We start from the raw sequence: 26,380 nt of genomic DNA on the forward strand, positions 1-26,380 counted from the left end.
CCCGGCCGAGCCCGACCGACACCGCTGCATTCCCAGTCGAAGATGGCGGCCGGCTCTGACTTCGCTCCCGGAGGAGTTTTTTTCCGTGCCGGCTGGAACGCTGTACCGCGGCCGGGAAGGAATGTGGTCCTGGGTGGCTCACCGAGTCACCGGCGTCCTCATCTTCTTCTTCCTGTTCGTGCACGTGCTGGACACCTCGCTCGTCCGCGTATCGCCCGAGACGTACGACAAGACCGTGGCGATCTACAAGACGCCGCTCGTCAATCTCATGGAGTACGGCCTCGTGGCCGCGGTCCTCTTCCACGCGCTGAACGGTCTGCGGGTCGTCGCCGTGGACTTCTGGTCGAAGGGCCCGCGGTACCAGAAACAGATGCTCTGGACCGTGACCGGCATCTGGGGCGTGCTGATGATCGGCGCCTTCTACCCCGTCCTGCAGCACACTCTGCACTCGCTGTTCGGGAGCTGATGAACCATGTCGACCGACACCGCGAACACGACCTCCGAGAGCGCCGGCGACGGCGGCTCCCGCTACAGCGTCGACAACCCCGCCCCGGTGATCACGCCACCGCGCGTCCGCACCTCGCAGACCCCGAAGGCGACCCGCACCAACTTCGAGCTGTACGGATGGCTGTTCATGCGGCTGTCCGGCATCGTCCTCGTCGTCCTGGTCATCGGCCACCTGCTGATCCAGCTCGTGCTCGACGGCGGCGTGACCAAGATCAGCTTCGCGTTCGTCGCCGGGCGCTGGGCCTCGCCGTTCTGGCAGGTCTGGGACCTGATGATGCTGTGGCTCGCGATGCTGCACGGCGCGAACGGCCTGCGGACCGTCATCAACGACTACGCGGAGCGGGACGGCACCCGCCTGTGGCTGAAGATGCTGCTGTACACGGCGACCGTCTTCACCGTCCTGCTGGGCACGCTGGTGATCTTCACCTTCGACCCGAACATCCGCTGACGCACGTACGGGGCTGAGGTGACCCAATGAAGATCCATAAGTACGACACCGTGATCGTCGGGGCCGGCGGCGCCGGCATGCGCGCCGCCATCGAGGCGACCAAGCGCAGCCGCACCGCCGTACTGACGAAGCTCTACCCGACCCGCTCCCACACCGGCGCCGCCCAGGGCGGCATGGCCGCGGCCCTCGCCAACGTCGAGGAGGACAACTGGGAGTGGCACACCTTCGACACGATCAAGGGCGGCGACTACCTGGTCGACCAGGACGCCGCCGAGATCCTGGCGAAGGAGGCCATCGACTCCGTCCTCGACCTGGAGAAGATGGGCCTGCCGTTCAACCGCACCCCGAACGGCACCATCGACCAGCGCCGCTTCGGCGGTCACAGCCGCAACCACGGTGAGGCGCCGGTGCGCCGCTCCTGCTACGCGGCGGACCGCACGGGCCACATGATCCTTCAGACGCTGTACCAGAACTGCGTGAAGGAGGGCGTGGAGTTCTTCAACGAGTTCTACGTCCTGGACCTGCTCCTGAACGAGGTCGACGGGGTGCGCAAGACCGCCGGCGTCGTCGCCTACGAGCTGGCCACCGGCGAGATCCACGTCTTCCAGGCCAAGGCCGTCGTCTTCGCCTCCGGCGGCAACGGCAAGTTCTTCAAGGTCACTTCGAACGCGCACACCCTCACCGGGGACGGCCAGGCCGCGGCCTTCCGGCGCGGACTGCCGCTGGAGGACATGGAGTTCTTCCAGTTCCACCCGACGGGCATCTGGAAGATGGGCATCCTGCTCACCGAGGGCGCCCGCGGCGAGGGCGGCATCCTGCGCAACCGGGACGGCGAGCGCTTCATGGAGAAGTACGCCCCGGTGATGAAGGACCTCGCCTCGCGTGACGTCGTCTCCCGCGCGATCTACACGGAGATCCGTGAGGGGCGCGGCTGCGGCGCGGACAAGGACCACGTCTTCCTCGACCTGACGCACCTGCCGCCCGAGCAGCTGGACGCGAAGCTGCCGGACATCACCGAGTTCGCCCGTACCTACCTGGGTATCGAGCCGTACACCGACCCGGTGCCGATCCAGCCGACCGCGCACTACGCGATGGGCGGCATGCCGACCAACGTGCAGGGCCAGGTGCTGGCCGACAACAACACGCCGGTGCCCGGGCTGTACGCGGCCGGCGAGGTCGCCTGCGTCTCCGTGCACGGCGCGAACCGGCTCGGCACCAACTCGCTGCTGGACATCAACGTCTTCGGGCGGCGCGCAGGCATCGCCGCCGCGGCGTACGCCGCCACCGCCGACTTCACCGAACTGCCGGAGAACCCGGCCGCGTTCGTCGAGGGCGAGGTGGAGAACCTGCGTGACGCGACGGGCAACGAGCGCGTCGTGGAGATCCGCAAGGCGCTCCAGGAGTGCATGGACAAGAACGTCATGGTCTTCCGCAGCGAGCAGACGCTGAAGGAGGCCGTCGAGGAGATCGGCGAACTGCGCAAGCGCTACCGGAACATCAGCGTCCAGGACAAGGGCAAGCGCTTCAACACCGATCTGCTCGAGGCCGTAGAGCTGGGCAACCTGCTGGACCTGGCCGAGGTGACGGCCGTCTCCGCGCTGGCCCGCAAGGAGTCCCGCGGCGGTCACTACCGCGAGGACTTCCCCAACCGCGACGACGTCAACTTCATGCGGCACACCATGGCGTACCGCGAAGTGGGCGACGACGGCACAGAGTCGATCCGGCTCGACTACAAGCCGGTCGTGCAGACCCGCTACCAGCCGATGGAGCGTAAGTACTGATGAGCACCGCAGTTCTGGACAAGTCGGGCGAGTCCGCGGCGGATTCGCAGGCCGGGGCCTCGCACCTGGTCACGGTCACCTTCCGGGTCCGCCGCTTCAACCCGGAGGTCTCGGCGGACGCCCGCTGGGAGGACTTCACCCTCGACATCGACCCCAAGGACCGCGTCCTGGACGCGCTCCACAGGATCAAGTGGGAGCTGGACGGGACGCTCACCTTCCGGCGTTCCTGCGCGCACGGCATCTGCGGCTCGGACGCGATGCGCATCAACGGGCGCAACCGGCTGGCCTGCAAGACGCTGATCAAGGACATAGCGGAGATCAAGGACGGCAAGGGCGCCAAGCCGATCGTCGTCGAGGCGATAAAGGGCCTGACGGTCCTCAAGGACCTCGTCGTCGACATGGACCCGTTCTTCCAGGCGTACCGGGACGTCATGCCGTTCCTCGTCACGAGCGGCAACGAGCCGACGCGTGAGCGGCTGCAGTCCGCCGAGGACCGGGAGCGCTTCGACGACACCACGAAGTGCATCCTGTGCGCGGCGTGCACCAGTTCGTGCCCGGTCTTCTGGAACGACGGGCAGTACTTCGGCCCGGCGGCCATCGTCAACGCCCACCGGTTCATCTTCGACAGCCGCGACGAGGCCGGCGAGCAGCGGCTGGAGATCCTCAACGACAAGGACGGCGTGTGGCGTTGCCGTACGACGTTCAACTGCACGGAAGCCTGCCCTCGCGGTATCGAGGTGACGAAGGCGATCCAGGAAGTCAAGCGGGCGCTGATCACGCGCCGCTTCTGACCCACGACGCGAGGAGGCGCCCGCCGCGCGCCCGCTCGCACAGGAACACGACGGCGCCCGGGGCACGGCCCCGGGCGCTTTGTCGTGCCCGTGCCCCGACTTCCGTTCACCGGGGCCGATTTCGGGGCACGCTATCGACGCACCACCGCATCACCGGGATCTCGTATCCCTGCAAACGCACGTCTGTCCGCACCACTCATCTGCCCCATCCCAGCAGAAGGAGTACGCGTGAGACGCACACGACGTACGCGCCGCACCGCCGGCGCCCTGGTGGCCGCAGGCGCCCTCCTCGGCCTCGCGCTCCAGACCACCCCCGCGACCGCCGACTCCGGCGGCAGCACGCCCACTTCGGCGGTGTCCGAGGCCGCACAGGAACGCGCCGCCGGGGCGTGGACCGCCGAGCGGATGCGTGAGGCCACGCCGGTCGAGGATCTCCTCGACGTCGGTGCCCGCGCCGTCGAGCGGGCAGGCAAGGCCGTGCCCCGCGGCGAGGAGCTGAAGATACCCCCGCTCGACACGGACCCCATCACCAAGGCGCTGCCCGAGCCGGGCGGCCCCTGGTCCGGCGGCGGCGACGTGGTCAAGACCACGGGCCGTGTCTTCTTCAAGATGGGCGACCGTGACGCCTCCTGCTCCGGTGACGCGGTCACCAGCGACAACGGCAGTACGGTCATCACGGCGGGGCACTGCGTGAAGTACCAGGGCGCCTGGCACACCGACTGGGTGTTCGTGCCCGGCTACCACGACGGCGAGGCCCCGCACGGCAAGTGGACCGCGTCCAAGACGCTGACCACCCCGCAGTGGGAGTCGAGCGAGGACATGAACTTCGACATCGGTGCGGCGGTGGTGAACCCGCTGGACGGCAAGAAGCTCACGGACGTCGTCGGCGGTCAGGGGCTTTCGTTCAACGCCCCCTACAACACCACCATGTACGCCTTCGGCTTCCCCGCCGCCGACCCGTACGACGGCGAGAAGCTCATCTACTGCAGCGGCACGTCCTTCCAGGACTTCCTGCTCACCGAGGATCACGGCCTGTCGTGCAACATGACGGGCGGCTCCAGCGGCGGCCCGTGGTTCACGGAGTTCGACGAGGCGTCGGGCACGGGCCTGCAGGCCTCGGTCAACAGCTTCGGCTACACCTTCCTGCCGAACACGATGTTCGGTCCGTACTTCGGGGAGGACGCGAAGACGCTGTACGAGACCGCTCAGGCCGGCTGAACCCGGGGAGACATCGCGCACAGTCGTCGCCACCGTCGCTGCGGCGGGGCGGAGGTCCTCACGACCTCCGGCCCCGCCGCGGCTACCGTGCCTCCGGGTCGCTGCGCAGACGGACCTCGCACTGGCCGTCGTAGGACTGGTAGGAGGTCACCGTCTCCGGCATCCGCAGGAGCGGGCTGTTCCGGTACAGCGCGCGCACCTCGTCGAAATCCGCGGCCACGGTGACGCGGGCCGCCTCGTCGAGCACGGCCAGCGTCTCCTCCCCGGCCTCGTCCTGGCCTTCGCGCCCGGCGTCGCCCGCTCCCCACGCATCCCAGGGCAGCACTTCGGCCCTGTTGAGCGCCGCCAGGTCGCGTACGACGTTGGCGCGCACCATCCACATGCCCATCAGGCCCAGCACGCTGACGCCGAAGGTCTTCGGGTCGGCCTCACCGCTGCGGCAGCGGCGCCAGCTCTCTCCGGCGACGAGGAAGCGGTCGCGGGGCACGTCGAGCGGGTCGAAGTCCAGCTCGTACGGGGACTCGATGCGCACGTCCGGCACCATCTGCGGATCGCTGAGCGTCCAGCCGCGCTCGGGGTGGACGTATTCGGTGACCCAGTGGTCGTCGTGGAAGCCCTCGGCGAAGTAGGTGGCGTAGCCGCAGCGGATGCGGGCCGGGGTTCCGGAGTGGCGCAGCAGTGCGCAGTGCAGCAGCGCGAAGTCGCGGCAGGTGCCGGCGAAGCGGTCCAGGGGACGGCGGGGTGCGATGAGCGGAGCGTCGTCGAGCTCCAGCACCATGTCCAGGATGTCGGCTATGTAGCGGGTTTCGGCTTCGGTGCGGTAGCGGGATTCCGGCAGGGCACACCCGAAACGGCCGGCCTCCTCGCGGTGGATGAGCAAGTGCCTGACGAGAAGGGCCAGTTCGTCGGGACTACTGGGCAGTCCCGCGAGTCTGTCCCCCGTACCCGGATCACTGTGGGCGCTCTGAGTCAAATAGAAGTCACGCTCTGCGGGCAGCATGCGCGAAATCGTTGCGGATATCGTCCCGGATTTCCAGCCGGGAGGAATACCGGGTTCCGAGGATCGGCGCGGGGGTGCGTAGGGTGCCCCGCGTGGGACGCACACCGAAGGCAAGAGCGGGCTTCGCCGCGCTGCTGATGCTGGCGACGGCGGCCTGCTCCGGCGGCGGCACCGACGACGCGGCCAGGCCGGACGACGACCGCGCGGCGATCCACGTCGACCGCCCCGTGGCGCTCGCCGACCAGGACGTGAAGGTGCGCATCGGCGGGCTCGGGGCGCGGGACCGTGTGACTGTCGCCACGCAAGCCGTGGACCAGCGGGGTCAACGGTGGAGCGCGCGCGGCGACTTCAGCGCCGACGCCCGCGGCCGCATCGACCTGGAGAAACAGGCACCGCTGGGCAGACGCCCGTACGCCGAGGCGGACAGCATGGGGCTGTTCGGCGCGATGCTGCCCACGTCGGGCAGTGGCGTGAGGAAGATCGGCAGCGGCGACGCCTTCTCCTACCACCCGCCCTCACCGGCCGAGAAGCGCTCGTACGAAGTGCGCCTGACCGTCAGCAGGAACGGGAAGCACATCGCGGACCGTACGGTCACCCGCCAGTGGCTGACGTCAAAGGTGCGCCACCGCAAGCTCACGGTCGCGAGGGACCGCGTCGACGGCGAGATGTACACGCCGCCGAAGGGCGAACACCGCCGCGCCCCGGTCCTGGTCTTCGGCGGCTCGGAAGGCGGCAACTCCGGCGAGTACGCGGCCGCGTTGCTGGCCGCGCGCGGCCATCCGGCCATGTCGCTGTGCTACTTCCGCTGCGGCAAGGGCTCCGGGCGCCCTGACGCCATCGACATGATCGACACGTCCTACTTCCTCAGGGCCGCCCGCGTACTGGCCCGTGAGCCGGGCGCCGACCCCGACCGCCTTGCGGTGATGGGCAATTCGCGCGGCAGCGAGATCGCGCAGCTCCTCGGGCAGCGCCACCCGCGCGCGTTCCGCGACGTCATCGCCTACGCGCCCTCCGCCAAGGTCAACGGTCCCTATCTGGCGGGGCCTTCGGGCCGCGCCGCCTGGGCCGAGCGCGGCCGGCCGATCCCGGCGGGGGGCCGATCCGGCTGGACAACGTACGCGGGACGGTGCTCGCGATCGCCGGCGGGAACGACAAGATGTGGGGCGCGGCGGGGGCCGCCCGCGTCATCGCCTCGCAGCGCAACGCGTCCGGTGCGAGCCACCGGCAGGTCACGTACCCGAAGGCGGGCCACCACGTGAACTGGTTCCCCTTCGGGCAGCCCGGCCAGGAGGGCGGCGCCGACGGGGAGGTCGTCAGCACATCCGGCTCCGACCAGGAGGCCCGCGAGGACAGCTGGGCACGGGTGCTGAAGCTGCTGGAGAAGTAGGGCTGCACCGGAGGCGGCCGGAGGCCGCAGACGCGGGGGCGGAGAAGGCGGCACAGGGGGAGAGACGGCGAGAAGCAGTACGGGCGGGAGCGTGCGAGTGTCCCTCGCCCGCTCCCGCCCGTCCGTGCGGCGGCGGGCCCGCCGCCGGCCGAAGCCCCCGGATCAGCCGCCGAGGGCGTCGACGAGCTGCTCCAGACCCCAGTCGAGGTCCTCCTTCGTCACCACGAGCGGCGGCGCGATACGGATCGTCGAGCCGTGCGTGTCCTTGACCAGGACTCCGCGTTCCATCAGCTTCTCCGACAGCTCCCGGCCGCTGCCGTGCGCGGGATCGATGTCCACGCCCGCCCACAGACCGCGGCCGCGCACCTCGCGCACCGCGCCGCCGGTCAGCACGCCCAGTTCGTGGTGGAGGTGCTCGCCCAGCTCCTTCGCACGCTGCTGGAACTCGCCAGTGCGCAGCATGGCGATCACTTCCAGCGCGACCGCGCACGCGAGCGGGTTCCCGCCGAAGGTCGACCCGTGCTCGCCCGGCCTGTAGACACCCAGCACGTCCCGCGAGGAGACGACCGCCGAGACCGGCACGACACCGCCGCCGAGCGCCTTGCCCAGCACGTACATGTCGGGCTGCACGCCCTCGTGTTCGAGGGCGAAGGTCGCGCCGGTGCGGCCCAGCCCGGACTGGATCTCGTCCGCGATCATGAGCACGTTGCGGCTGTGCGTGAGTTCACGCACGCCCGGCAGGTAGCCGGCCGGCGGCACCAGCACGCCCGCCTCGCCCTGGATCGGCTCCAGGAGCACCGCGACGGTCTCCTCGTCGACCGCGGCCTCCAGGGCGGCGAGGTCTCCGTAGGGGACGATCTCGAATCCCGGCGTGTACGGACCGAAGTCGGCGCGTGCCTCGGGGTCGGTGGAGAAGGAGACGATCGTCGTCGTACGCCCGTGGAAGTTGTTGTCCGCGACGACGATCTTCGCGCGCCCGTCGGGCACGCCCTTGACCCGGTAACCCCACTTGCGGGCCGTCTTCACGGCGGTCTCCACGGCCTCCGCGCCGGTGTTCATGGGCAGGACCATCTCCATGCCGCACAGCTCGGCGAGCTGCTCGCAGAACTCCCCGAAGCGGTCGTGGTGGAAGGCGCGGGAGGTGAGCGTCACCCGGTCCAGCTGAGCCTTGGCGGCGTCGATGAGCCGCTGGTTGCGGTGCCCGAAGTTGAGCGCCGAGTAACCGGCGAGCATGTCGAGGTAGCGCCGCCCGTCGGCGTCCGTCACCCATGCGCCCTCGGCGGAGGCGATGACGACGGGCAGGGGGTGGTAGTTGTGGGCGCTGCGCGCTTCGGAGGCGGCGATCAGCCTTTCCGACGTGGACATCCGGGGTCTCCGTTCGTCTCGTGTGGTCCCGCGGCGCCTCCCGCTGAGCCGTTCTTCCCGTGGCGGTGCGGAGGGCTGCCTATTTCTATCGTCCACCCGGCCTCCTGCGAAGAAGCTTTGCTGCCGGTGCGGGGTTCTCGCGGGACGATCCGGGACGGGCGGGGCGGACGGAAGCGGACGGCAGCAGCACCGGCCCGGCCGCGGACGGGGCGCGGACCCGGCGCACGCGGACGCGGGAACCGCGCTGAGGCGGCACGCGCACGCGACACGGTGCCTCAGCTCACTGCACAACTGTGCACGCCCGGCCGGACGGACCTGAGACAATGGGCGCATGGCCAATGACCGTCCGCGTGTACTCTCCGGCATCCAGCCCACCTCGGGCTCGTTCCACATCGGCAACTACCTCGGTGCCGTTCGTCAGTGGGTCGCGATGCAGGAGACCCACGACGCCTTCTACATGGTCGTCGACCTGCACGCTCTGACACTTCCGCAGGATCCGGCGCAGCTGCGGGGCAACACCCGCCTCGCCGCGGCGCAGCTGCTGGCGACCGGTCTCGACCCGGAGCGCTGCACCCTGTTCGTGCAGAGCCACGTGCCCGAACACACCCAGCTGAGCTGGCTGATGGAGTGCCTGACGGGTTTCGGCGAGGCCTCCCGGATGACGCAGTTCAAGGACAAGTCCTCGCGCCAGGGGGCCGACCGGACGTCCGTGGGCCTGTTCACGTATCCGATCCTCCAGGTCGCCGACATTCTGCTCTACCAGGCCAACCGTGTTCCCGTCGGCGAGGACCAGCGCCAGCACGTCGAACTCACGCGCAACCTCGCGGAGCGGTTCAACAGCCGCTACGGCAGGACCTTCACCGTTCCCGAGCCGCACATCCTGCGCGAGACGGCGAAGATCTTCGATCTCCAGGACCCGGCGATCAAGATGAGCAAGTCCGCGTCGTCGCCGAAGGGGATCATCGACCTTCTGGACGACCCGAAGGCGTCCGCGAAGAAGATCAAGAGCGCGGTGACGGACACGGGCACCGAGATCCGCTTCGACCCCGAGAACAAGCCGGGCATCAGCAACCTGCTCACCATCTACGGCACGCTGACGGACTCCGCGGTCGCGGATGTGGAGCAGAAGTACGAAGGCAAGGGTTACGGTGCGCTGAAGACCGACCTCGCGGAGATCGTCAGCGAGTGGGCCGCCCCCTTCCGCACCCGTACGCAGGAGTACCTGGACGACCCGGAGACGCTGGACTCGCTTCTGGCCAAGGGCGCGGAGAAGGCACGGGCCGTCGCGGTCGAGACGCTCGCTCAGGCCTACGACAAGGTGGGACTGCTGCCCGGCAAGCACTGAGACCACGGAACCAGCCGGCAGCAGCTCACGACCACCAGCCAGGAAGATGCAGCTCACAGCACGCAGGACCGGACAGCAGGCCGGGGACCGGCCATCGAGCAGGGAGGAGCACGAGGTGGGGACCGTCACGCTCGGTGTATCGATCGCCGTCCCCGAGCCGCACGGCAGTCTGCTCCAGCAGCGGCGTGCGAGCTTCGGTGACCCGGCGGCTCACGGCATCCCCACCCACATCACCCTGCTCCCGCCGACGGAGGCCGACCCGGCCGACCGGCCGGCGATCGAGGCGCACCTGGCGCGGGTGGCCTCGGCCGGGCGCCCGTTCACGCTGCGCCTGTCGGGCACCGACACCTTCCGTCCGCTCTCCCCCGTGGTCTTCGTGCGGCTCGTCGAGGGGGCGTCGGCGTGCTCCTGGCTCCAGGAGCGGGTGCGCGCCGCGGACGGCCCCGTGGCGCGTGAACTCGCCTTCCCGTACCACCCGCACGTGACCGTCGCGCACGGCATCTCCGAGGAGTCGATGGACCGGGCCTTCGAGGAGCTGGCCGGCTTCGAGGCGTCGTGGACGGCCACGGGCTTCGCCCTGTACGAGCAGGGGTCCGACCTCGTGTGGCGGCTCCAGCGGAAGTTCACCTTCGGTTCGGGCGAGGAGCCGGCGCTGTCCGTCTCCGGCGTTCCGCGGCAGGTCCCGCAGCCCTTCCCCGTCTGCGGGGACGGCGCGGACTTCGCCCCGTCGCGCTGAGCGCGGAGCCGCGGCCCCGCCTGGTTCGGCGGGCCCGGCAGGCCCGGCAGGCCCGGCAGGCCCGCCGAACCATGCGGGGGGCAGCCGGGGCAGCCGGATGAGAGACCGCTGAGCGGGTAGTCGCCGATCATGGAATGGCTGAAGAAGCTGCCAGTGATCGGTCCCGTGGCGGCGTGGTTCTTCCGGACCCGCGTATGGCGGGTCTACCAGCACCTGGACGAGCACAAGTGGGACAGGCACGCCGCGTCCGTCACGTTCACCAGCTTCATCTCCCTCTTCCCCATGTTCGCGGTCTTCGCGGCCGTCGGGGCGTCGCTGCTGACTCCCGAGCGGATGCGGACCGTGCAGCGCACGATCGACCGTCAAGTGCCGGGGATCTCCGATCAGTTGAATCTGCAGTCCCTGGCCGACAACGCGGGCACCATCGGTCTCGTCGCGGGTGCGGCGCTCGTACTCACCGGCATCAACTGGGTCGGCACCCTCCGGGAGAGCCTGCGCGCCCTGTGGGACCTGGAGGAGGACCCGGGCAACCCGGTCGTGCTGAAGCTGAAGGACCTGGGGGCGCTGGCCGGGCTCGGGCTCGTCGGGCTCGTCTCGCTCGCCGGGTCCGCGTTCGCCGTCTCCGCAGTCGGCTGGGCCGCCGGTCTGGTGGGGCTCCGCGAGCACGGGGCCGGCGCCGTCCTGCTGAGCGCGGCCGGTTACGCGGCGGCTCTCGCGGCTGACTTCGCACTGCTGTGGTACGTGCTGACGGTGCTGCCCGGCGTCCGTCCGCCCCGCCGTGCGACCGTCCTGGCCTGCGGGATGGGCGCCGTCGGTTTCGAGCTGCTGAAGCTGCTGCTGGGCGGCTATCTGCGGGGCGTCGCGACGAAGAGCATCTACGGTGCCTTCGGTACGCCGATCGCACTGCTGCTGTGGATCAGTTTCATGGCGAAGCTGATGCTCTTCTGCGCGGCATGGACGGCGACGGAGCGCACCCGCAAACCGATCGAGGACATCGACGCACTCGGGAGCGGCGCGCCCGAACCCGTGGAGTCCGAACGCGCCGCTCCCGTACGCGAGGTGGAGACGCGGCGCGGCGTCAGTCGGGCTTCCGGGCCCCCACCGGATCCGAGCCCGGAGGGCCGTCCTGACCGGGAGAGTCCGAAGGGCCGTCCTGACCGGGAGAGTCCGGAGACTTCGGAGAGTCCGTCCCTCCGGAGCCGGCTACTGAGTCCGCACCGGTGGCGGAGCCGGAAGCGGAGTCCTTGAGCGAGACGGAGGCCGAACCGCCCGCCGGGCCCGGAGGGGTTCCGTGGACGAACGGAAGAGTCCGCAGCTTCGCCAGCTCCGGGATGGGCCAGCGGCGGTGCACCGCATAGGCCACCGCCGCCACGAGCACCAGACAGCCGGCGGTGACGGCCAGGGCGAAACCGGCACCGCCCGAGCCCTCGCCGCCCTCGCCGCTGCCACCGGTGGCCCTGTCGGCGGCCTTGCCGCGGTCCTCGCGGTCACCGGACTTCCCGGAGGAGCCGATGCCTGCCGGCGCGACGAGTTGGCCGACCGGCTCGACCTTGTCCGCGGCCTTGAAGCCCCAGTCGAAGAGCCTGGCGGTCTCCTTGTAGACCTCCAGCCCGCCCTGCCGCCCGTCCGGGTGCATGCACGTCACCAGCAGGACCCTGTCGCCGCGCTGTGCGACGCCGGTGAAGGTCGCCCCGGCTTCCGAGGTCGAGCCGTTCTTCACACCGGCGATGCCGGGGTACGGGTCGAGGCCGATGTCACCGGTCAGCAGCCGGTTGGTGTTCTGGATCTCGTACGTCTCCCGCTTCTTCCCCTTCTTCTCCTCGCCGGGGAACTGGGCGCGGGCCGTGGAGGCGTACTCGCGGAAGTCGGCCTTCTGCATTCCGTTGCGCGCGATGAGCGTCAGGTCGTACGCCGAGGAGACCTGGCCCTTCTTGTCGTAGCCGTCGGGGCTGACGACGTTGGTGTCCCCGGCGCGCAGCTTCTCGGCCTGCTCGTTCATCTCGCGGACGGTCTTGTCCTTGCCGCCGTTCATCGCGGCGAGGACGTGGACCGCGTCGTTGCCGGAACGCAGGAAGACACCGCGCCACAGATCGCGCACGGAGTACGTCTGGTCCTCCTTCACGCCGACGAGGCTGCTGCCCTCTCCCAGCCCCTCCAGGTCGGACGCCTTGACCTTGTGCGTCTTCGTCTTCGGGAACTTCGGCAGCACGGTGTCGGCGAACAGCATCTTCAGCGTGCTGGCCGGCGGCAGCTTCCAGTGCGCGTTGCTGGCGGCGAGCACCTTCCCCGACTCCGCGTCGGAGACGATCCAGGACCGCGCGGTGATGTCCTCGGGGAGTTCCGGCGGCTTCTGCCCGGACTTGGGCTTCATCTGCGTGCCGGGTGAGCCGAGCAGTTTCCCGCCGACCTCCGACATGCGGGCCGGCGGCTGCGGGTCCTCGTCCTCGTCCGCCACGGCACGAGCGGGCGGGGCGCCGGGGGCGGCCGCATGAGCGGTGCCGGCGAGCGATGCGGGGAGGAGAAGTGCGAGGGACAAGGCGGCTGCGGCAGTCGCGGACAGGCGAACGGCGCTGGGTGAGGAAGTCGGCACAGGGCGAAATTACATGCCCCTCGAACACTTGTGGATGCCGCAGTCCTCCGTAGGGCCCGTCAGGTGGCCCCTCATGGGCTACGCGGTTAGGCCGACAGACATACGCCGCCGTGGTCCTGACGTCGGTTCAGCTTCGGGCCGAACCTCTGGCCCTGTCGGATGCGGCCCCGAACACCGGCCGGACAGGGCGCCGGCTTCGTCGCGCGCGCACCGGCCTCCGGCTTCTCGCCGGAGGAGGATCCGGCTTCCGCGAGCGGCCTCGTGCAGGGGCGGGCGCCCCGCCCGGGCCGCCCTCGCGCGGGGCCATCGCCGTACGCACCCGGCAAAGACAGCAGCTCACACCCCTCCCCACAAAAGCTACTGAGGGGTATGGTCGTGCGCCCCACCTCCCGCACACGTACCCGACCCGATGGCGCAGGGACTCAGATGACGATGGAGAGGGAAACCGGGTCGTGCAAAGGCTCGGTCGACGGTTCCGACAGACGCTGGCAGTGCATCTGGAGCCATCGTGAGCAGCTGCTCAAGGTGGCCCGCCGCCGCTCCCTGGGCGTCGAGGACGCCGAGGACGCCGTGCACGAGGCGATGGTGCGGGCATGGGAGAAGCCGGACCTCGACGAGAGCCGGGTGGGCGCGTGGCTCACGACGGTCACCATCCGGCTGTGCGTGGACCGGCACCGGCAGATGAGCCGCGAGACGGACGTGCAGGGCCTCTCCCCCGCCGCGTCCTCCCACTCCTCGGTGGAGGAAGTCGTCTGCGACCGCCTGGAGGCGGACTGGCTGGCGCAGCGCAGCAGCGAGCTTCCCCCGCGGCAGGCACACGCACTGTGGCTGAAGTCCGCGAACCTGGACGTCGCGCAGGTGGCCGAGGAGATGGGACTGAGCTACCGCACGGTCGAGTCACTGCTCGCCCGCGGCCGGCGGACGCTGCGCCGGCTGCTCGCCGGCGCGCTCGCTTTCGGGACCTGGCACTGGGTTACGGGCTGGGCCCGTACCGGCGGCGGCGCGGTGGCCACAGGCGTCGCGTCCACCGCTGCGACGCTGGCGGTTCTCGGACTCCTCCTGCCCGGTGGTGCCGGGCCCGGGGCCGACGGGCCACGGCCCGCGACCACCCGCCCCGGGGGGCCCGCGGCAGGGCCCGGCGGGCCGGGAGCGTCCGCCGCCGCCATGAAGCCGGCCGGAAGCCGCGGGAGCGGAGCGGGTGCCGGGCGGACGGCGGCGGACACGGGACTGCCGGTGGCGGTGTTCGCGCTCCCCGGGCCCGTCGGCGTGCTGCGCACGGACACGTTGCCCGCCTCGCACGTCACGGACGTCTCGGTCCGGCCCGGCATCCCGCACGCCCGGCTGCCGGGGCGGGTCGCATCCATCCCGTCGACGGTGGCGCAGCACACGGACGCACCGGAGCTGACGGCCCCCGCCGGACCGCCGGTGCCCCGTCCCTCCTCCGCGGTTCCGTCGCCGGGTGCGGACGTACCGAGGCCGGCGGCGCCGGACAAGTCCTCGGTGCGCACTCCCATCGGGCCCTCCGCCACGTCCGAGCCCCTCCTCGGGACATCGCCCGACGACCTCCCGTAGCCGCCCCTGCTCACGCCCTGACCGGGGCCCGCACGCCCCGGTGCACACCGGCCGGCCCGGATATCCCCCGCACTGTCCGGAAATTTTTTCCGCCGCCCGCGACGGACGACGTACCCCCCGCCGTAGAACACGTGGCAGGACGGTTGGTCTACGGGCTGAAAGGTGGGCTGGATGGGCGTCGAGATCAGTGTGTCAGGGCTGACCAAGTCTTTCGGCACGCAGGTCATCTGGCAGGACGTCTCGCTGACGCTGCCCGCCGGGGAGATATCGGTCATGCTCGGCCCGTCGGGCACGGGCAAGTCCGTCTTCCTCAAGACTCTCGTGGGGCTGCTCCGGCCCGACCGGGGTTCGATCCACGTCGCGGGCCAGGACATCACGCAGCTGAGCCGGAACGACCTGTACGAGGTGCGAAAACTCTTCGGCGTCCTCTTCCAGGACGGTGCGCTCTTCGGCTCGATGAACCTCTACGACAACATCGCATTCCCGCTGCGGGAGCACACCCGCAAGCCGGAGAGCGAGATCAAGAAGATCGTGTCCGAGAAGATGGACCTCGTCGGTCTGATCGGTGACGAGGACAAGCTTCCGGGTGAGATATCCGGCGGCATGCGCAAACGGGCCGGGCTGGCACGGGCGTTGGTGCTCGATCCGGAGATCATCCTCTTCGACGAGCCCGACTCGGGCCTCGACCCGGTGCGCGTCGCCTACCTCAACCAGCTGATCGTGGACCTCAACGCGCAGATCGACGCCACGTTCCTGATCGTCACCCACGACATCGCCTCCGCCCGTCAGGTGCCGGACAACATCGGCCTGCTCTTCCGGCGCGAGCTGGTGATGTTCGGCCCCCGTGCACTGCTGCTGCACAGCGACGAACCCGTGGTCGGCCAGTTCCTGGGCGGCCGGATGCAGGGCCCGATCGGGATGGCGGAGGAGAAGGACGCCGCACAGGTCGAGCAGGAACTGGCCGAGCTGAAAGCCGGGAACGGGGGCGGCCCGCCCCCCGACAGGGGAGCCGCGCTCGCCGCGGCCTCCGTACCCCGGCTGCTGCCCAGTGCGGGCATCGAACGGCCGCGGCGGTGGGAGACGATCGCGGAACTCGAGAGAGCCCGTGCGGCCTGGGTGGGCCCCGGGGCCGGCAAGCGCCGCAAGAGCGAAGAGGACCGTGTGCCCGGCACTGCTCGTGGGACCGGCGCGGGGCCGCGGGCGCAGGCCGCCTTGGAACCGGCACGGCAGACCGCGACGGAGCCCGCCGGGGAGCCGGAAGGGGAGCAGGACCGCGGACCCCGCCTGTTCTCGCGCTGGAGAGCCGCCCGGAAGGCCGCCCGGGACGCGGGACGGAAGGCGGACGGGGCCACATGAAGATCTCCCCCACCACAGCGGCCAGGCACTCGGGCGACCTGTTCGCCCTTGCCCTGGACACTCTGCGCGCCCTGCCCCGACGCCCCTTCCAGCTGCGGGAGTTCATCCAGCAGGCCTGGTTCATCGCCAGCGTCACGATCCTGCCGACAGCGCTCGTCTCGATCCCCTTCGGCGCCGTGATCGCGCTGCAGATCGGAAGCCTGACGCGGCAGTTGGGCGCCGAGTCGTTCGCGGGCGCCGCGTCCGTGCTGGCAGTGCTGCGGGAGGCGTCCCCGATCGTCACCGCCCTGCTGATCGCCGGAGCCGGAGGCACCGCCATCTGCGCGGACTTCGGGTCCCGGAAGATCCGGGACGAGATCGACGCCCTGGAGGTGCTGGGCATCGATCCGGTGCACCGGCTCGTCGTTCCGCGGATGCTGGCGGCGATGGTGGTCGCAGCCCTGCTCAACGGGCTCGTCTCGGTGGTCGGTGTGGCCGGGGGCTACTTCTTCAACGTCATCCTCCAGGACGGCACTCCGGGCGCGTACCTCGCCTCCTTCACCACGCTCGCGCAGCTCCCCGACCTGTGGGCGGGCGAGATCAAGGCGCTGGTGTTCGGAGCGATCGCCGCCGTCGTCGCCTCGTACAAGGGGCTCAACGCCAAGGGCGGGCCCAAGGGCGTCGGTGACGCCGTGAATCAGTCGGTGGTGATCACTTTCATGCTGCTGTTCGTCACGAACTTCGTGATGACCGCCGTCTACTTCCAGATCGTTCCGCAGAGGGGGTAGGGCATGGCGCTGTCGGACAGGACTCTTCTCGCCCGGCCACTGCGCTCCCTCGAGGAGCTGGGCACCCAACTGGTCTTCTACGGGCGTTCGCTTGCCTGGAGCCACCGGACCGTGCGCCGCTACCGCAAGGAGGTGCTGCGGCTGCTGGCCGAGGTGAGCTTCGGCCGCGGGGCGCTGGCGGTCGTCGGCGGAACGGTCGGCGTGATCGCGTTCCTGACGTTCTTCACCGGTACCGAGGTGGGCCTGCAGGGGTACACCGCGCTCAACCAGCTCGGCACCTCCAACTTCGTGGCCTTCCTCTCCGCCTACTTCAACACCCGCGAGATCGCTCCACTCGTCTCCGGCCTGGCGCTGTCCGCGACGGTGGGCGCCGGCTTCACCGCGCAGCTCGGTGCGATGCGGATCAACGAGGAAGTCGACGCCCTGGAAGTGATGGCCGTCCCGTCTCTGCCGTTCCTGGCGACGACGCGGATGATCGCCGGGTTCCTGGCGGTGATCCCGCTGTACGTGCTCGGGCTGCTTTCCTCCTACTTCGCCTCCCGGACCATCACCACCCTCTACTTCGGGCAGTCCGCGGGCACTTACGACCACTACTTCCAGCAGTACCTGTCGCCGGTCGACGTGCTCTGGTCCTTCGGGAAAGTGATCGTCTTCGCCGTCGTGATCATCCTGGTCCACTGCTACTACGGCTACCACGCCAAGGGCGGTCCGGCCGGAGTCGGTGTGGCCGTCGGCCGGGGAGTGCGCACCTCCATCGTCGCCATCAACGTCATCGACTTCTTCCTCAGCCTGGCGATCTGGGGCGCCAGCACGACCGTACGGATTGCGGGGTAGCCGTCGATGAAGGTGCCGATGCCCGCCGCGATACGCGGACAACTGCCTGCCGCCACGATACGCGGACCGCTCTCGACCGCCGCCCGGCTGCGGCTGTACGGGGTCGTCTTCCTCACTGTCATCGCCCTGCTGCTGTCGCTGACCGTCGCCGTCTACCAGCAGGTGTTCACGCCGGTCGTCCGGATCACGCTGGAGGCCGACACCCTCGGCAACCAACTGCAGCGGCGCGCGGACGTCAAACTGCGCGGCCTGATCGTCGGCGAGGTCCGCGACGTACGGGCCGACGGGAAGAAGGCGACGCTGGACATCGCCCTGCAGCCCGCTCAGACCAGGCACATCCCCTCGGACGTGCACGCCCGGCTGCTGCCCAAGACGCTCTTCGGAGAGAAGTACGTCGACCTGGTCACCACGGCCGGCTCCTCGCAGCGGCACATCGAGGACGGCGACGTCATCACCCAGGACCGCACCAGGGCCGGCATGGAGCTCCAGAAACTGATGGACGACCTCCTTCCGCTCCTGCGGGCCGTGCGTCCCGGTGACCTCAACGCCACGCTCTCCGCCTTCGCCACGGCGCTGGAGGGGCGGGGAGAGAAGCTCGGCTCCAACTTCACCAGGCTGGAGGCCTACTTGCGCAAGCTCAACCCGCACATGCCGGCGCTTCAGCGGAACATCTCCCGCCTCGCCGACACGACCGAGATCTACGCCGACGCCGCGCCCGACCTGCTGCGGGTACTGCGCAACACCATCACCACCAGCCGGACGGTGGTGGAGAAGAAACAGACCCTGCGGGCGTTCCTGACCGGCACCACCACCGCGTCCGACACCCTCGAGGGCTTCCTCGGCACGAACGGGGACCGTCTCATCACCCTGGGGCGGGTCTCCCGTCCCACGCTGGCCCTCCTGGACGAGTACTCCCCCGAGTACCCGTGTCTTCTGAACGGCCTGGTGGACCAGAGCAGGCGCTCCGACGCGGCGTTCAGGGGCGGCAAGATGCGGATCACGCTCGAGTTCGTACGGCCGCGCCCCGGCTACGAGCCCGGCGAGGAGCCCCGCAACGAGGCGAATGCCGGTCCCTTCTGCGCGGAGCTTCCGAACCCGCCGGTGCCGGCGCCCGACTACCCGTTCGCGGACGGGACTTCGGGCGATCGGTCGAGTGCCGCCTCCGCGGGCGGCCCCGGCCCCGTGTCGGGGACCGCCGCCGAACAGCGGGTCATCGGCCCGCTCGTGGCACCGGTCATGGGTGAGTCCGCCGACGAGGTGCCGCCGGTGGCCACGCTCCTCTTCGGCCCGATGGCGCGGGGAACGAAGGTGAACGTCGCATGAGCGCACGCACGATCACCGGGCCCCTGACCAAGTTCGGCGTCTTCGCCGTGGTGACGGTGGCGGCGACGGCGCTGCTCGCGGCGACCATCGTCAACTTCAACTTCGAGCCCGAGAAGACCTACACGGCCACCTTCAGCGACGTCACGAGCCTGGAGGAGGGCGACGACATCCGCGTGGCCGGGGTGCGGGTGGGCGAGGTCGAGGACATCCGGGTCACGCGCCGCAAGCTGGCAGAGGTCGAGTTCACCGTCACCGGCACGCGTCCGCTGCTGCGCAGCACCGGTGCCACCGTCCGCTACCGGAGCCTGGTCGGCCAGCGGTACATCGCCCTCACCGAAGGCGCGGGGAACGGATCGCGGCTGCCGGACGGCGGGCACATTCCGCTCTCCCGGACGCAGCCCGCGCTCGACCTCAACGTGCTCCTGAACGGCTTCAAACCGCTCTTCGCGGCGCTGAGTCCGCGCGACGTCAACCAGCTCGCAACGGAAATCATCAAGACGCTGCAGGGCGAGGGCGGCACCGTGGGCAGCCTGCTCGCACACACCGCCTCGCTGACGACGACGCTCGCCCAGCGCGACAAGCTGATCGGCTCCGTCATCACGAACCTCAACACCGTGCTGGCCACGCTGGACAAGCGCAGCGCCCGCTTCTCCTCCCTGCTCACACAGCTGCGGCGGCTCATCTCCGGGCTCTCCGCCGACCGCAAGCCGATCGGCGACTCCCTGGCCGGCATCAACGACCTGACCGGTGCCACCGCCGGTCTGCTGGAGGACGGCAGGCCCGCGCTGAAGACGGACATCGGGGAGCTGTCGAAGCTGTCCAGGACGCTGAACGGGCACGAGAAGACCGTCGAGGGCGTGATCCGGCGGCTGCCCGGCAAGCTCAACAAGCTGACCGGCACCGCCACGTACGGCTCCTGGTTCAACTTCTACATGTGCGACTTCGACGGCAAGGTCGTGCTGCCGGGCACCGCCAAGGTGGTCACTCCCGAGTACCACGTCGCCCAGGGGAGGTGCGGCGGATGACCCCCTTCCGTGACCGCAGTCCGGTGAAGACCGGAATCGCGGGCCTCACCACCCTCGCGCTGCTCACCGCGGCCGCGTTCAACATCGACGACCTGCCCCTGATCGGAAACGGCGACCACTACAGCGCCTCCTTCTCCGAGGCGGGCGGCCTCAAGGCGGGCGACGAGGTCCGCATCGCGGGGGTGAAGGTCGGCAAGGTCGACGAGGTGGCGCTCGACGACGACCACGTCCGGGTGTCCTTCCGTCTCAGGGGCGACCCCGCGCTGGGCACGCGCACCGGTGCCGCCATCCGCGTCAAGACGATCCTCGGCGCGAAGTACCTCGCGCTCGAACCGGACGGCCGGGGGCAGTTGCCGGAGGGCAGCACGATCCCGCGTTCCCGCACCACCCCCGCCTACGACGTGGTGGAGGCGTTCAGCGATCTGACGACCACGACGGAGAAGGTCGACAAGAAGCGGCTGGCGAAGTCCATGGACACGCTCTCCGCCACCTTCAAGGACTCCCCGGAGGAGGTCCGGGCCTCCGTCAAGGGCCTGTCGAAGCTGTCGCGGACGGTCTCCTCCCGCGACGAGAAGCTGCGTGAACTGCTCCGGCACGCCAAGGGCGTCAGCGGCGTCCTGGCCAAGCGGTCGGGGGACTTCACCGAACTCGTCGAGGACGGCGACAAGTTGTTCAAGGAGATCAACGCCCGGCGGAAGGTCATCCACTCGCTGCTGAAGAACGCGGTGCGGATGAGCGTCCAGCTCTCCGGCCTGGTGAAGGACAACCGCGAGCAGATCGGCCCCGCGCTCTCCCGCCTGAACACCGTGGTGCGGATGCTCGAACGCAATCAGAAGAGCCTCGACCGCAGCGCCGCACTGCTCGGCCCCTACTCACGCGTCTTCGCCAACACCCTCGGGAACGGGCCCTGGTTCGACTCGTACGTGCACAACCTGGTCGCGGTGCCCGGGAAACCCCGCGGCGGCCCCGACGTGAAGCCGGGAGGATCACGATGAAGCCGCTGCCTGCCGCGCTCGGCTCACTGCGCCGCGTGCGCGCCAACCCGCGCTCCGCCCTCGCGCTCGTCGTGGCGCTGGCGGTGGTGGCCGCGGCGGTGATCGTGGCCTGGCCCCGGAGCGAACCCAAGAACGTCACCGCCTACTTCAGCCGCACCGTCGGCATCTACCCCGGGTCCGACGTGCGGATACTGGGCGTCAAGGTGGGCGAGGTCAAAGACGTGACCCCGCAGGGCGAGCGCGTGCGCGTGCGCCTGGAGTTTCCGGCCGACCGCAGGATCCCCGCCGACGCCGAGGCGGCGATCATCAACTCCTCGGTCGTCAGCGACCGTTACGTGCAGCTCCTGCCCGTCTACCGCAAGGGCCCGGAGATGCCCGACGGCGCGGTCATCCCCCGCAACCGCACCGCCGAGCCGGTGGAGCTGGACCGCGTCTACAAAAGCCTCCACATGACGTCCGAGGCGCTGGGCCCCAGGGGAGCCGGCAAGGACGGCTCGCTCTCCCGGCTCCTGGGCGTCGGCGCCGACAACCTGGACGGGCAGGGCAAGCAGGTCAACCGCACGGTCCACGACCTGTCGAAGGCCCTGACGACACTCTCCGACGGGCGGGACGACATGTTCGGCTCGATCCGGAACCTTCAGGTCTTCACGGCCGCCCTCGCAGCGGACGACGACAGCGTACGGTCCTTCAACGACAGCCTGGCCAAGGCGTCGAAGACGCTCGCCGGGGAGCGGAAGGACCTGGTCGCTGCCGTGCGGTACCTCGCGATCGCGCTGCGGGACGTGGCCGACTTCATCAAGGAGAACAAGAAGTCGCTCACCTCCAACGTACGGGGCCTGAGCAAGGTGACCCGGGTACTGGTCAAGCAGCGCAGCGCCCTTGAGGAGCTGATGGACGCCTCCCCCACCGCACTGTCCAACCTGAAGGAGGCGTACAACCCGTCCTCGGGCACGCTCGACACCCGGAACAACGCCGAACAGGCCCAGGATCCGGACGCCGTGCTGTGCTCCCTGCTGAAGACGGCCGACCCGAAGACCGACTGCGGGGATCTCAAGGACCTGTTCGACTCGCTTCCCGAGCTGCCGGCGGCCGGTGCCCCGAAGGTGGACAAGCCCCGTATGGACCGGTCCCTCGGCGGAATCCTGGAGGGCCGCGCATGAACGCCGTGAACAGCACAGGGCACGGTGCGCCGCGGAGCGCAGCGCACAGAGCCGTCAGGAGGGCCGCCGTCTGGGGTCTCACCGGATCGCTGATGTCGGGTTGCACGTTCAGCGGGCTCTACGACGTGCCGCTGCCCGGCGGCGCCGGTACCGACGACGACGCCTACCGCGTCACCGTCGAGTTCCGGGACGTGCTCGATCTCGTGCCGCAGTCCACCGTGAAGGTCAACAACGTCACGGTCGGCGCCGTGGAGAAGATCGAGCTGGAGGGCTGGCACGCACGGGCCCGGCTGCGGGTGGCCGGCCACGTGAGGCTGCCGGGCAACGCCGTCGCCTCGGTGCGCCAGACGAGCATCCTCGGCGAGAAGTACGTGGCGCTGGCCGGGCCCGCAGGCGTGAAACAGCCGCACGGCAGGCTCCGGGACGGAGCGGTGATCCCGCTGTCCCGAAGTGGCTCCGGCGCCGAGATCGAAGAGGTGCTCTCCGCCCTCTCGGCACTGCTGAACGGCGGCGGAGTGGCCCAGTTGAAGATCATCACCACGGAGCTGAACCACGCCCTCGGCGGCCGGGAGGACCGCGTCAGGTCCCTCCTCAAGCAGCTCGACAAGTTCGTCGGCGGCCTCGACAAGCAGCGCGACGAGATCGTGCGTGCCCTGAAGGGGATCGACAGGCTCTCCGCGCGGATGAAGCGGGAGCGCAGGACGGTCGGCACCGCGGTGGACACCCTTCCGCCGGCCCTGAAGGTACTGGCCGACGAGCGGCGCAAGCTCACGAAGATGCTGACCTCCATGTCGAAGCTGGGGAAGACCGGTAGCCGGGTCGTCAAGGCGTCCCGCGACGACACGGTCGCGAACCTGCGGCATCTGGCGCCGATTCTCCGGCAGTTGAACAAGGCCGGCAGCGACCTGCCCAACTCCTTGGAGCTGCTGACCACTTACCCCTTCCCGCGCAACGCGGCGGACGCGGTCAAGGGCGACTACGTCAACATGAAGATGACGGCCGACCTCGACTTCGACAGCGTCTACGGCAATCTCACCGACAAGAAGAAGCCGGGCAAGCGCCGCCCCGGAAGCCCGAAGCTGCCGGACACCCCGGACCTCCCGGGTACACCCGACGTGCCGGACGTGCCCGATGTGCCCGACGCGCCGGACCTGCCCGGAGGCGGGAGCGGCGGAGACGGCGGCGGGAGCGGCGGCGGTGGCGGCGGCCTGTGCCCGCCGCTGTGCACCGGCGACGCCATCTCCTACCGGGACGGCGACGGGCAGCCCCGCTACGGGAACGGGGTCTCCGCGTCCCTCGTCCGGCTCATGACAGGGGGGATGTACCCGTGAAGCTCACCCGTACCGTCACGGCCCAGCTCGTCGCGTTCGCCACCATCACCGTCGCCGGCGTCTCCTACGTCGGAGCCGAGTACGCCGGACTGGCCGACCGCCTCATGGACCGGGGCTACACCGTGCGGGCCCGGTTCGCCGACTCGGGCGGGATCTTCAAGGGCGCAGAGGTCACCTACCGCGGGGTGCCCGTGGGCCGCGTGGGAGCACTGAAGCTGTCCGGACCGGACGGTGTCGCGGTCGAGATGCGACTCGATGACGGCCCGCGCATCCCGTCCGACTCCCTCGCCGTGGTGGCCAGCCGCTCCGCGGTCGGCGAGCAGCATGTCGACCTCCAGCCCCGCACCGCAGCCGGTCCCTATCTGAAGGACGGCAGCACCATCGCCCGCCGGGACACGCGGGTGCCGCTCCCCACGACGGAAATGATCCGCAGCCTGGACCGTCTCACCAACTCCGTCGGCAAGAAGGACCTGCGCGTCACGGTCGACGAGCTGGGCAAGGCCTTCGCCGGAACGGGACCGCACCTGGGGCGGACGATCGACTCCGGCGACAAGCTGATCAAGGCCGCGACAGCGTCACTGCCGCAGACGGTCTCGCTGATCGAGAACTCCGAGACGGTACTCAAGACGCAGGTGGACAAGGGGTCGGCCATCAAATCCTTCTCCCGCGACCTGGCGCTCCTGAGCGGCGAAGTCAAGTCCGGGGACGGGGACTTCCGGAAACTGCTGAAGAACGGCCGGACGGCCGCACCGCAGATCGATTCCCTGATCAGGGCCAACGAGTCGGCGCTGCCACTGCTGTTCGGCAATCTCATCAGCGGCGGCCAGATCACCTCGGCCCGGCTGCCGGGGATGGAGCAGTTGCTCGTCGCGTTCCCGCTCACCGTCGCGGGGAGCAAGACCGTCGTTCCCGGCGACGGCACCACGCACTTCGGACTGGTCGTCAACGCCGACGACCCGCCGGCGTGCCGGCAGGGCTACGAGGGCACGGAGCGACGTGACCCCTCGGACACCAGCGAGCGGCCCGCGAACACCGACGCCCGCTGCACGGCGCCGCGCGGCAGCGGCACCAACGTCCGGGGTGCGCAGAACTCGCCCCGGCCCTCCGGGGCGGGCGGCACCGGCGGAGGTACGGCAGACCGGACCGCGGCGCAGGTCAGCCCCTACGACCCGGAGACCGGAGCGGTCCGCGGACCGGACGGACGGACCGTTCGGATCGGCACCTCGGGCGGGGGACAGAGCATGTTCGGAAAGGACTCCTGGCAATGGCTGCTCGTTGGACCCATGGCATGACCCATGGCATGACCTTCGCGGCCGGCCGCATGGCCGCCCGTCTGGACAGGCGCCTGGACGGCACCGGGCGGGCGGTCACCGCAGCGCTCGTGGCCGCGGCGGCCGCGCTGCTCACGCTGTCCGGCTACTTCGGCTACCAGCTCTACGGGCAGCACCAGGAGGAACAGCGCCGGCAGGACGTCCTGTCCGCCGCACGGCAGACAGCGGTGAACTTCACATCGCTGCACTACAAGACCTACAAGGCGGACAGCAGGAACGTCCTGCAGGGCGCAACCGGCCGGTTCAAGAAGCAGTTCTCCGCGCAGACGGAAGAGCTGACGGAACTCGTCACCCAGAACAGGTCGGTCTCCAAGGGGCAGGTCCTGGAGGCGGGAGTCGTCCGGGCCGACGAGAAGTCGGCGCGGGTGCTGGTCGTCGCCGACAGCACGGTGAAGAACGTCTCCACGCCCAAGGGGGAGACGCGCAACTACCGCTTGCAGCTCGACCTCGTGCAAGAGGGCGGACGCTGGCTCACCTCGGACGTCGAGTTCGTGTCCTGACGGGCAGAAAGGAGAGGAGGACCAATGGCGAAGTCATCCGTCCGTACCCCCAACGGGTCCGGCGCGAGCCGCAACCGCGCTGTCGCGGCCGCCGCCCGCGCGGCGGCCAAGCGCGCCGAACGTGCGCGGACCGAGGAGAGCGACGAGCCGCCCGCCGTCGACGCCGGGGCGAACGCGCCGCGCGTGCAGGTGCCGCTCACGAAGCCCTCACCGAAGGTGCGGCAGGCGCGGAAGGCCCCGGAGCGCGCGGAGGGGCGGGCGCGGCGCGGGCGCGGCACGCGCGTGGCCCTGCTCGCCGCGCTCGTGGTCGTGGGCCTCGTCTCGGCGGCGGTGCTCGGCCTGCTGCAGCATTCCGGCGAGGGTGCGCGGGAAGCACGGACGCAGGCCCTGGCCGCCGCCCGCAAGGCCGCCCCGGACATCCTCAGCTACCGCTACCGGCATCTGGACCGGGACTTCGCGAAGGCCCGCACCCATCTCACAGGCGGCTTCCGCAAGGAGTACGCGAAGACGACCGAGAAGGTGGTGGGCCCCACCGCGAAGAAGTACAAGGGCGAGGTCACCGCCACGGTCGCCGAACCCGGCTCGGGCGGCACCCCGGCCGCCTCGGTGGTCTCGGCCTCACCGGACCGGGTCGTCGTCCTGCTCTTCATGAACCAGGTGACCAAGAACACCCAGGCCAAGAGCCCCCGAGTGGACCTCAACCGGGTCCGGTTGACGATGGTGCCCACGGCGGGGACCTGGAAGGTGAGCGCGGTGGACGCACTCTGAGCGAGCGAGTCTGACGGGCCCCGGGCTTGGGCGGTGTCCGGCCGGACACCCCCAGACCGGAGGGCCCGGGCCCCGCCTCCTCCGGCGGAACCGCACCACCGCACACCACCGCACCGCACCGCACCGCCTCCGGCATGCGGGGCCGGCGGCAGTCGTTCCTCGGGCTCCCCTCTTTCCCCGGGGCGGGCGGGCGGTGCGCAGGGGAAGGCGGCCCCTCCCGGACTGCTTGTCCGGACCGGCAGACATACTT

The 26,380-nt window shown here is 70.1% G+C and carries 24 protein-coding genes and 1 pseudogene; 22 read left to right on the forward strand and 3 right to left on the reverse strand.

Translation table 11 applies throughout. The features are described 5' to 3' along the window. Positions 1–85 precede the first annotated feature (85 nt). The 5 genes from sdhC (at position 86) to H180DRAFT_RS10765 (ending at position 4,745) form a co-directional block, all read left to right on the forward strand. Complete coding sequence (sdhC, locus tag H180DRAFT_RS10745) at positions 86–466, forward strand: succinate dehydrogenase, cytochrome b556 subunit (protein ID WP_074466731.1); 381 nt, start codon at positions 86–88, stop codon at positions 464–466. Between the two features lie 6 nt (positions 467–472). Continuing rightward, positions 473–955 carry a succinate dehydrogenase hydrophobic membrane anchor subunit gene (locus H180DRAFT_RS10750; protein ID WP_055485794.1) on the forward strand — a complete coding sequence of 161 codons (483 nt, stop codon included), beginning with the start codon at positions 473–475 and terminating at the stop codon, positions 953–955. A 26-nt stretch (positions 956–981) separates the two neighbouring features. Beyond that, positions 982–2,736 carry a succinate dehydrogenase flavoprotein subunit gene (gene sdhA, locus H180DRAFT_RS10755; protein ID WP_055485795.1) on the forward strand — a complete coding sequence of 585 codons (1,755 nt, stop codon included), beginning with the start codon at positions 982–984 and terminating at the stop codon, positions 2,734–2,736. Next, entirely contained in the window at positions 2,736–3,527 is a 792-nt protein-coding gene (locus tag H180DRAFT_RS10760; protein ID WP_055485796.1) for a succinate dehydrogenase iron-sulfur subunit, read from the forward strand. Before sdhA ends, H180DRAFT_RS10760 begins: the two co-directional genes overlap by 1 nt. A 228-nt stretch (positions 3,528–3,755) precedes the next feature. Beyond that, positions 3,756–4,745 carry a trypsin-like serine peptidase gene (locus tag H180DRAFT_RS10765; protein WP_055485797.1) on the forward strand — a complete coding sequence of 330 codons (990 nt, stop codon included), beginning with the start codon at positions 3,756–3,758 and terminating at the stop codon, positions 4,743–4,745. 82 nt (positions 4,746–4,827) lie between these two features. Here the strand turns inward: H180DRAFT_RS10765 and H180DRAFT_RS10770 are convergent, their stop codons facing one another. Further along, on the reverse strand, positions 4,828–5,745 hold the full coding sequence (locus H180DRAFT_RS10770) for a transglutaminase-like domain-containing protein (protein WP_055485798.1): 918 nt from the start codon (positions 5,743–5,745) through the stop codon (positions 4,828–4,830). Between the two features lie 92 nt (positions 5,746–5,837). Between H180DRAFT_RS10770 and H180DRAFT_RS10775 the strand changes: the two genes are divergently transcribed. Then, positions 5,838–7,004, forward strand: coding sequence for an acyl-CoA thioesterase/BAAT N-terminal domain-containing protein (locus H180DRAFT_RS10775; protein ID WP_254665965.1), 1,167 nt, complete (start codon positions 5,838–5,840; stop codon positions 7,002–7,004). After that, positions 6,902–7,132, forward strand: a complete 231-nt coding sequence (locus H180DRAFT_RS30375) for an alpha/beta hydrolase family protein (RefSeq protein ID WP_254665966.1) — start codon at positions 6,902–6,904, stop codon at positions 7,130–7,132. The genes H180DRAFT_RS10775 and H180DRAFT_RS30375 overlap by 103 nt, the downstream gene beginning before the upstream one ends. Positions 7,133–7,294: 162 nt before the next feature. On the opposite strand, the gene rocD is transcribed toward H180DRAFT_RS30375, so the two are convergent. Further along, complete coding sequence (gene rocD, locus H180DRAFT_RS10780; RefSeq protein ID WP_055485799.1) at positions 7,295–8,497, reverse strand: ornithine--oxo-acid transaminase; 1,203 nt, start codon at positions 8,495–8,497, stop codon at positions 7,295–7,297. A gap of 331 nt (positions 8,498–8,828) precedes the next feature. On the opposite strand from rocD, the gene trpS reads away from it, so the two are divergent. The 3 genes and pseudogenes from trpS to H180DRAFT_RS10795 form a co-directional block, all read left to right on the forward strand. Beyond that, positions 8,829–9,842: a tryptophan--tRNA ligase gene (gene trpS / locus H180DRAFT_RS10785; protein ID WP_055485800.1), complete on the forward strand. Its 1,014-nt coding sequence runs from the start codon at positions 8,829–8,831 to the stop codon at positions 9,840–9,842. Between the two features lie 115 nt (positions 9,843–9,957). Further along, positions 9,958–10,578 (forward strand): 2'-5' RNA ligase family protein, encoded by a 621-nt coding sequence (locus H180DRAFT_RS10790; RefSeq protein WP_055485801.1) that lies wholly within the window; start codon positions 9,958–9,960, stop codon positions 10,576–10,578. 129 nt (positions 10,579–10,707) lie between these two features. Beyond that, a pseudogene (locus H180DRAFT_RS10795) lies at positions 10,708–11,535 on the forward strand (YihY/virulence factor BrkB family protein); the annotation flags it as partial. A 121-nt stretch (positions 11,536–11,656) separates the two neighbouring features. Here H180DRAFT_RS10795 and H180DRAFT_RS10800 read toward each other — a convergent pair. Next, positions 11,657–13,168, reverse strand: a complete 1,512-nt coding sequence (locus H180DRAFT_RS10800) for a D-alanyl-D-alanine carboxypeptidase family protein (RefSeq protein WP_254665967.1) — start codon at positions 13,166–13,168, stop codon at positions 11,657–11,659. Positions 13,169–13,594: 426 nt separating this feature from the next. On the opposite strand from H180DRAFT_RS10800, the gene H180DRAFT_RS10805 reads away from it, so the two are divergent. The 12 genes from H180DRAFT_RS10805 to H180DRAFT_RS10860 all read left to right on the forward strand — a co-directional run bounded on the left by H180DRAFT_RS10805 (position 13,595) and on the right by H180DRAFT_RS10860 (position 26,130). Then, complete coding sequence (locus H180DRAFT_RS10805; protein ID WP_254665968.1) at positions 13,595–14,740, forward strand: RNA polymerase sigma factor; 1,146 nt, start codon at positions 13,595–13,597, stop codon at positions 14,738–14,740. A 171-nt stretch (positions 14,741–14,911) separates the two neighbouring features. Next, on the forward strand, positions 14,912–16,096 hold the full coding sequence (locus H180DRAFT_RS10810) for an ABC transporter ATP-binding protein (RefSeq protein ID WP_079100006.1): 1,185 nt from the start codon (positions 14,912–14,914) through the stop codon (positions 16,094–16,096). Further along, on the forward strand, positions 16,093–16,863 hold the full coding sequence (locus tag H180DRAFT_RS10815) for an MlaE family ABC transporter permease (protein ID WP_055485802.1): 771 nt from the start codon (positions 16,093–16,095) through the stop codon (positions 16,861–16,863). Before H180DRAFT_RS10810 ends, H180DRAFT_RS10815 begins: the two co-directional genes overlap by 4 nt. A gap of 3 nt (positions 16,864–16,866) precedes the next feature. Next, positions 16,867–17,697, forward strand: coding sequence for an MlaE family ABC transporter permease (locus H180DRAFT_RS10820; RefSeq protein ID WP_055485803.1), 831 nt, complete (start codon positions 16,867–16,869; stop codon positions 17,695–17,697). 18 nt (positions 17,698–17,715) lie between these two features. Then, positions 17,716–19,020 carry an MCE family protein gene (locus H180DRAFT_RS10825; protein WP_055485804.1) on the forward strand — a complete coding sequence of 435 codons (1,305 nt, stop codon included), beginning with the start codon at positions 17,716–17,718 and terminating at the stop codon, positions 19,018–19,020. Next, a complete protein-coding gene (locus tag H180DRAFT_RS10830; RefSeq protein ID WP_055485805.1) occupies positions 19,017–20,045 on the forward strand; it encodes an MCE family protein in 1,029 nt (342 codons plus the stop codon). Before H180DRAFT_RS10825 ends, H180DRAFT_RS10830 begins: the two co-directional genes overlap by 4 nt. Then, the gene (locus H180DRAFT_RS10835; RefSeq protein WP_055485806.1) at positions 20,042–21,040 is read left to right on the forward strand and encodes an MCE family protein; all 999 of its coding nucleotides are present in this window, start codon (positions 20,042–20,044) and stop codon (positions 21,038–21,040) included. Before H180DRAFT_RS10830 ends, H180DRAFT_RS10835 begins: the two co-directional genes overlap by 4 nt. Continuing rightward, entirely contained in the window at positions 21,037–22,200 is a 1,164-nt protein-coding gene (locus H180DRAFT_RS10840) for an MCE family protein (protein WP_079100007.1), read from the forward strand. The genes H180DRAFT_RS10835 and H180DRAFT_RS10840 overlap by 4 nt, the downstream gene beginning before the upstream one ends. Before the next feature lie 92 nt (positions 22,201–22,292). Beyond that, complete coding sequence (locus H180DRAFT_RS10845; protein WP_254665969.1) at positions 22,293–23,531, forward strand: MCE family protein; 1,239 nt, start codon at positions 22,293–22,295, stop codon at positions 23,529–23,531. Beyond that, a complete protein-coding gene (locus H180DRAFT_RS10850; protein ID WP_055485808.1) occupies positions 23,528–24,823 on the forward strand; it encodes an MCE family protein in 1,296 nt (431 codons plus the stop codon). Before H180DRAFT_RS10845 ends, H180DRAFT_RS10850 begins: the two co-directional genes overlap by 4 nt. Next, complete coding sequence (locus tag H180DRAFT_RS10855) at positions 24,820–25,362, forward strand: hypothetical protein (RefSeq protein ID WP_254665970.1); 543 nt, start codon at positions 24,820–24,822, stop codon at positions 25,360–25,362. The genes H180DRAFT_RS10850 and H180DRAFT_RS10855 overlap by 4 nt, the downstream gene beginning before the upstream one ends. Positions 25,363–25,386: 24 nt before the next feature. Further along, on the forward strand, positions 25,387–26,130 hold the full coding sequence (locus H180DRAFT_RS10860; RefSeq protein WP_055485810.1) for a hypothetical protein: 744 nt from the start codon (positions 25,387–25,389) through the stop codon (positions 26,128–26,130). Positions 26,131–26,380 lie beyond the last annotated feature (250 nt).

This window comes from Streptomyces sp. WMMB 322 (assembly GCF_900090145.1).
Classification (GTDB): Bacteria; Actinomycetota; Actinomycetes; order Streptomycetales; family Streptomycetaceae; genus Streptomyces.

Coding starts and splice junctions, on each gene's coding strand:
- H180DRAFT_RS10835 (WP_055485806.1), top strand. CDS start 20,042: ATGACCCCCTTCCGTGACCGCAGTCCGGTGAAGACCGGAATCGCGGGC.
- H180DRAFT_RS10820 (WP_055485803.1), top strand. CDS start 16,867: ATGGCGCTGTCGGACAGGACTCTTCTCGCCCGGCCACTGCGCTCCCTC.
- H180DRAFT_RS10770 (WP_055485798.1), bottom strand. CDS start 5,745: ATGCTGCCCGCAGAGCGTGACTTCTATTTGACTCAGAGCGCCCACAGT.
- H180DRAFT_RS10810 (WP_079100006.1), top strand. CDS start 14,912: ATGGGCGTCGAGATCAGTGTGTCAGGGCTGACCAAGTCTTTCGGCACG.
- H180DRAFT_RS10815 (WP_055485802.1), top strand. CDS start 16,093: ATGAAGATCTCCCCCACCACAGCGGCCAGGCACTCGGGCGACCTGTTC.
- H180DRAFT_RS10805 (WP_254665968.1), top strand. CDS start 13,595: ATGACGATGGAGAGGGAAACCGGGTCGTGCAAAGGCTCGGTCGACGGT.
- H180DRAFT_RS10860 (WP_055485810.1), top strand. CDS start 25,387: ATGGCGAAGTCATCCGTCCGTACCCCCAACGGGTCCGGCGCGAGCCGC.
- H180DRAFT_RS10760 (WP_055485796.1), top strand. CDS start 2,736: ATGAGCACCGCAGTTCTGGACAAGTCGGGCGAGTCCGCGGCGGATTCG.
- H180DRAFT_RS10845 (WP_254665969.1), top strand. CDS start 22,293: ATGTCGGGTTGCACGTTCAGCGGGCTCTACGACGTGCCGCTGCCCGGC.
- H180DRAFT_RS10840 (WP_079100007.1), top strand. CDS start 21,037: ATGAAGCCGCTGCCTGCCGCGCTCGGCTCACTGCGCCGCGTGCGCGCC.
- H180DRAFT_RS30375 (WP_254665966.1), top strand. CDS start 6,902: ATGTGGGGCGCGGCGGGGGCCGCCCGCGTCATCGCCTCGCAGCGCAAC.
- H180DRAFT_RS10830 (WP_055485805.1), top strand. CDS start 19,017: ATGAGCGCACGCACGATCACCGGGCCCCTGACCAAGTTCGGCGTCTTC.
- H180DRAFT_RS10855 (WP_254665970.1), top strand. CDS start 24,820: ATGACCCATGGCATGACCTTCGCGGCCGGCCGCATGGCCGCCCGTCTG.
- H180DRAFT_RS10750 (WP_055485794.1), top strand. CDS start 473: ATGTCGACCGACACCGCGAACACGACCTCCGAGAGCGCCGGCGACGGC.
- sdhA (WP_055485795.1), top strand. CDS start 982: ATGAAGATCCATAAGTACGACACCGTGATCGTCGGGGCCGGCGGCGCC.
- trpS (WP_055485800.1), top strand. CDS start 8,829: ATGGCCAATGACCGTCCGCGTGTACTCTCCGGCATCCAGCCCACCTCG.
- H180DRAFT_RS10825 (WP_055485804.1), top strand. CDS start 17,716: ATGCCCGCCGCGATACGCGGACAACTGCCTGCCGCCACGATACGCGGA.
- rocD (WP_055485799.1), bottom strand. CDS start 8,497: ATGTCCACGTCGGAAAGGCTGATCGCCGCCTCCGAAGCGCGCAGCGCC.